The 4792-nt window shown below is 59.1% G+C and carries 9 protein-coding genes; 4 read left to right on the forward strand and 5 right to left on the reverse strand.

The window, feature by feature from the left end; genetic code table 11:
- Positions 1-174, reverse strand: a 174-nt coding sequence (locus HNQ08_RS28050; protein WP_184138486.1) for a helix-turn-helix domain-containing protein, incomplete at its 3' end; no start/stop codon positions are given.
- 175 nt (positions 175-349) lie between these two features.
- Between HNQ08_RS28050 and HNQ08_RS26800 the strand changes: the two genes are divergently transcribed.
- Both HNQ08_RS26800 and HNQ08_RS28405 read left to right on the forward strand, forming a co-directional pair.
- Positions 350-571: a hypothetical protein gene (locus tag HNQ08_RS26800; RefSeq protein WP_184138488.1), complete on the forward strand. Its 222-nt coding sequence runs from the start codon at positions 350-352 to the stop codon at positions 569-571.
- A gap of 517 nt (positions 572-1088) precedes the next feature.
- Positions 1089-1706 carry a DUF5984 family protein gene (locus tag HNQ08_RS28405; protein ID WP_425321381.1) on the forward strand — a complete coding sequence of 206 codons (618 nt, stop codon included), beginning with the start codon at positions 1089-1091 and terminating at the stop codon, positions 1704-1706.
- A 193-nt stretch (positions 1707-1899) separates the two neighbouring features.
- Here the strand turns inward: HNQ08_RS28405 and HNQ08_RS26810 are convergent, their stop codons facing one another.
- Positions 1900-2415, reverse strand: coding sequence for a Na+/H+ antiporter NhaA (locus HNQ08_RS26810; RefSeq protein WP_229790311.1), 516 nt, complete (start codon positions 2413-2415; stop codon positions 1900-1902).
- A 55-nt stretch (positions 2416-2470) separates the two neighbouring features.
- Here HNQ08_RS26810 and HNQ08_RS26815 point away from each other — a divergent pair, with 55 nt between their 5' ends.
- Positions 2471-2686, forward strand: coding sequence for a hypothetical protein (locus HNQ08_RS26815; protein ID WP_184138494.1), 216 nt, complete (start codon positions 2471-2473; stop codon positions 2684-2686).
- 176 nt (positions 2687-2862) lie between these two features.
- Here the strand turns inward: HNQ08_RS26815 and HNQ08_RS26820 are convergent, their stop codons facing one another.
- A complete protein-coding gene (locus HNQ08_RS26820) occupies positions 2863-3000 on the reverse strand; it encodes a hypothetical protein (RefSeq protein ID WP_184138496.1) in 138 nt (45 codons plus the stop codon).
- A gap of 44 nt (positions 3001-3044) precedes the next feature.
- The gene (locus HNQ08_RS26825) at positions 3045-3392 is read right to left on the reverse strand and encodes a hypothetical protein (protein ID WP_184138498.1); all 348 of its coding nucleotides are present in this window, start codon (positions 3390-3392) and stop codon (positions 3045-3047) included.
- Positions 3393-3568: 176 nt separating this feature from the next.
- Here HNQ08_RS26825 and HNQ08_RS26830 point away from each other — a divergent pair, with 176 nt between their 5' ends.
- Positions 3569-4078, forward strand: coding sequence for a hypothetical protein (locus HNQ08_RS26830; protein WP_184138500.1), 510 nt, complete (start codon positions 3569-3571; stop codon positions 4076-4078).
- Between the two features lie 36 nt (positions 4079-4114).
- Here HNQ08_RS26830 and HNQ08_RS26835 read toward each other — a convergent pair whose 3' ends face one another.
- A complete protein-coding gene (locus HNQ08_RS26835; RefSeq protein WP_425321382.1) occupies positions 4115-4699 on the reverse strand; it encodes an IS5 family transposase in 585 nt (194 codons plus the stop codon).
- Positions 4700-4792 lie beyond the last annotated feature (93 nt).

The raw sequence follows: 4792 nt of genomic DNA on the forward strand, positions 1-4792 counted from the left end.
ACTGCCGGTGCGTTTCAGGCGCTTCTTCCAGTTGCTGACGGTGTGCACCGAAACCCCGAAGTGCTGGGCAATCTCCTGCTGTGAATGCTTGCCCTCTTGAAGCCATGGCGTCGCGGCCAGCCGACGTTCTTCGAGCTGAGCACGGGAGTATTTGGAAGGATGCCATTCGACCACACCTTCAGCTTACCAGCCCACACTTACGCCGTAATCAATAAGGGTCATTCCTGAGGATTTTGCCGTCGTCAATGCGGACCACCGGCAGCTGAAAATCTCTGCGTTCGCTGGGTTCGAGCACCGGGCAGAGCAGGTGCTAGGCCGGGCTCCGGAGCTCGCCGATCATCTCACCCGCATGACCCCGCAGGTACGTAGCGCTGTTCTGATGGCGTTGAAGGATCTCTGGGCTGGCTGGGAAGTCTCATTTGCGTCTTCACCTCTGCCGCAGGTGGACTGGGGGCACCTCCCAGATTTGTCGGCCAATGAGGTGTGGGACGCGTTCAAGGTCATGTCCCCACCGAAGGTGCAGCGCAAAGCGGCGGATCGGCTCACACGAAGCCTCAAAACGCTGGTGTGATCAAGCATTCTCTCGAAGAATTGCGGCGCGCGGGAAGGATCACCTACCCCTTGTCTTACACAGCCTAGGCCAAGCATCACATGACTTTTTCCTTCAGAACCTGCCGATAGGATTGCTCCAACAGAGTGAAGGTTTGAACGCGCCCCCACTCAGCTGAAGGGAATATCGAAGACGCTACGTTCATCGTTGACCAGCTCTGAACAACTCGAAGGACCGATGAACACGCCGCTATAGTCCTCCCAGGATGCCCCTTCCCCGCTTTGCTGCCACACTCTGGGATTTGTCTGCCTTCCTGGAAGCCTGGCCGCAGATCACGGCTGATAAGAATTTTGTCTCCGACGAGCAAACCAAAACACTCCTGTACTGGTTGAGCTGGGGGACCCACGGTCTCAACACACCACACGGCTTGATCCCCGTGGTGGATGCCGCAATGCGGGAGCTCGTGCCACAGGGGTTTGACGATCACGGGAGCGTGATGTTCTTTGCTGAGGATTTGGGTGATGCCGTCAGCACCCTGATGGCCCCATTGCCCCCCCTGTTGGAATACTGGGTTGAGTCCAGGCGATGGCACACCTGGATAGATGAACTCCACAAGCGGTGGCACGCCGCAGGTCAGACTGAATCGGCTGGGCAACAGGCCATCATCAGAATGATGCTGAATGTTGACTGGATGATCCCCAGGGCCTGGGTCGAATTCGCTTTCACCAACGATGGGCAGGGGGCGACGCATGGACTGACCTTCAAGAAAGTGGGCGGGGACGTGGAGGTCAGCTGGTCTCCCCCTCCCGAGGCTGATGACGCGACTCAATACTGGCTCCCAGAAACCGGGAGTCTGTGGTTGCCTGAGGCCCAGTTCTTGCAGGAAGTTGAAGTGTTTCGCGCGCAACTTCACCGTCAAATGACCGAACGACTGCTGGCTCTGACGGCGCTGGGCGAACTCCCGTTCAGTCAGGTTGCACTGGGCAAGCAGTTTCTTCGGGACAGTCTTGGGCCACTGCGTGCATCGGCGCCCGTGAGCGCTGACGCGTTCCTTCCGCACGTCCGACGCCTGGAGGCCCATTTCGGTCTCCGGGTAGAGGATTGTGTCCCAGACTCGCCGTCTGCTCCTTCAGTCTCGCCGCATTTCTCACCGTAGGGAGTTGAGGGAGGCCCGGGCAACCCTCATGCCAACAGATGTTCGTCGTGCCTGACTTCCGGTCCGTAGGGTGACCACGTAGGCCTACCCCCTGACAACCGAAGGTGTCAGGGGGTTAGGCCTCAACTAAGGGCAGGCGCCATCACAGCACGGTGGCCTCAGGCCAAGGCTCCCCCTGAAAAATGCACGTCCTCTACCGGACGCGGGTCTCCACTGACGAGGCACGTTGACGGGCGGTGCAGACCAGCAGCCAGAGTACGCCCAGCACCGCTGCCAGGACCGTCCCGGCCAGCACCCCCAACTTTGCCTGTGCCTGGAGGGCTGCATCCTCGAAGGCCAGATTCGAGACGAACAGCGACACCGTGAACCCGATGCCCGATAGCAGCCCCACACCGCACAGCAGCGGCCAGTTCACCCCTTTCGGCAGGGCCGCGAGTCCCACCCGTACGGCCAACCACGCCGCCCCGACGACGCCCAGCGGCTTGCCCAGCAACAGGCCCAGGAAGACGCCCAGGGTCACGGTGTCCACACCTCCTGTGCTTACCGTAACTCCGGCATTCATGAAAGCGAACATGGGGAGGACCGCGTAGGTGACGTAAGGGTGCAGGGTGTGCTCCAGGCGGTGCAGGGGACTGTGCGCCAGTTCCAACACCTCCCTGGCCCGTCGGAGGTGCGCCTCAATCGCCCCGTTCTTTATTGGGGGCGCCATCGGCGGGTTCGCCAACGGCATCTACTACGCTGTCGACCTGGCGCTCGTCACGGACGTGCTGCCCAACCCCCAGGAAGCAGCCAAGGACCTCGGCATCTTCAACATCGCGTCCGCTGGCCCCCAGTCGCTGGCGCCGGCCATCGCCCCGATCTTCCTGGCGATCGGCGCTACGGCGGGTAGCGGCGGCAACTACGTCGCGCTGTACATCACCGCCGCCCTGTTCGCTATCATCGGCGCGCTGCTCGTGCAGCCCATCCGCAAAGCCCGCTGACCGGCCGCGTCAGCCGACCCGCATGACGCATGGGAACAGAGAATGAAGGCGACCACCAATGGTCGCCTTTTTTTATAAGGTTCACTGGCGTGCGGGGACGCGGTGGTGCTTCGCGAGCACCACCGCTTAAGGACATCGTCAGAAGAAGGGCTGGATGACCGGCCTGCAGTTCAGTCCTACGTGCCAAGTCGGCGCTGCTCGAAGCTTTGCTGGTCAAAAAAGACCACGATGTTATCCGCGATGCCGCTCCAGCCTTGCTGCTCTCGGCACTCCGAGGTACTCAGGTACACCACCTGCCCAGACTCGAAGGTCAAGTGTAAATCCTGTACGCACCGGTAGAACTGGGGGCCGACTTCGGTCATGTCTTCCCAGAACACAAGAACACAGTGACATCCGTAATGACCTGTCCGACAAGGGGTGTCCAGCGACTTTCGTGACTGACATTCGTGAACGTCGCGGCTCGGAGCTCATCCACGAGTGCGCCGGGGCGAACATCAAGGTCGTACTGAAAGAAGGTCTGGCCCCAGGTCACTAAGTACGCCTGACCGCTTTCCAGAAGCAAATCGAGACCATGGCGGAGCGTGTCAAAGCCCGGCCAGGTGCACCAGGTGTCCATCTGACCTTCGAGTTCGTAATAGCGAACTGCCTTGAGGCGTTTACCCCGGAGTGCCTGCATGGTGGATTCGTACAGCTCTTCTGTCGCCACGCCCCAACAGTATGGCGAAACATCCCGCTTTTCTTCTGAAGATGCACTTACTGATCCGAGCTTAAGTTGGTAGCGCCCAGTAATTAGCGCTCTCTCCAGGAGAGACAACTCTGCGCTTCTACGGCGTGTCGGCCAAGGTTCGACCAACAGGTCCATCCACCGTTACCCTTAGCCAGATGATCTGGAAGCGTCTCCCGCTCGACATTTGGTCTGAGGATTTGAGGACTGAGGATGGCAAGATCTCCACACTGAGCCAACTCGCTGAGCGTGGCCACCCCGATGACCTCTCGTTCTTGATTGAGGTGAGCGTAGCCACATCAGAACCCTGGATTATCCGGGCAGAGACGTTCCGCTTCCTTCTGGACACCGACCTTGAAGACCCGGTTCTGCACGCTCAGATGACCGTTGCCCTTCGCTCTGCTCTTGAACGGGAGCAGAACATCACTGTGCAGCAGTACGCTGCATTTTGCGTCGGACCCTTTCTGGATGACGAGGACTTACGCCGCCTGGTTCAAAATCTTCTGCTGGTGTCTGAGGACCTGCGATGGAACTTGATGGAGGCCATCTGTGAGGAGGAGACCTTGTCAGCAGCAGTGCAGCACATGCTGCATGACGTCCAGGAAAAGACAAGCGACCAGAGTCTGCGCACTGAAATAGCTGAAGTTCTACGTCAGCGTGCCTCCTAGCGTTATGTCAGCTTGGGAAAGACGAGGCGTTGCAAGTCATAGCCATAAAAGGATGGAGGCCACCGTTAACCATCCCTGGTAGTTCAGAGCTCGCTTGTCATACCGGGTCGCGATGCGCCGAAAGTTCTTGAAGCGGTTGATCAAGCGCTCGACTTTATTCCGTTCCTTGTACATCGCTGCCTCGAAGCAGATGTTAGGACCCTGGTCTTTACGCCGGGGAATGGTGATTCGAATGCCCCGGGCATGCAGATAGTTGCGAATGCTGGGGTAGCTGTACCCTTTATCGCCCACGAGCCGCAGGGGCCGAATCCTGGGTCTTGGACGTCCAGGTCGATCTACAGCACCCATCTCCAGGAGGGGTTGAAGAAACTTTGCCTCGTGTCGTTCTCCACCACTCAACACGAAGGCGACGGGCAGCCCGTTGCCTTCTGCTCGCAGGTGGATCTTGGTGCCGAACCCACCGCGTGATCGTCCGAGTGCTTCGCCTTGCTGGCCACCTCGTGCTCCTCCTGCACATTGATGGGCTCGGATGACAGTGCCGTCCACGAAGTGTTTGGACCAGTCAAGCTGACCTTTCAGGTCAGCCTGTCGCAGGAGTTCTTCGAAGATGTTCTGCCAGATGGGATTGAGCCAGTTTTGAGTCGGTGGAGTTAAGCCTCACCATAGGAGGCAACCCCATGACGACCAGAAACACCTACACCGCCGAATTCAAAC

Source organism: Deinococcus humi (genome assembly GCF_014201875.1).
GTDB classification, from domain to species: domain Bacteria; phylum Deinococcota; class Deinococci; order Deinococcales; family Deinococcaceae; genus Deinococcus; species Deinococcus humi.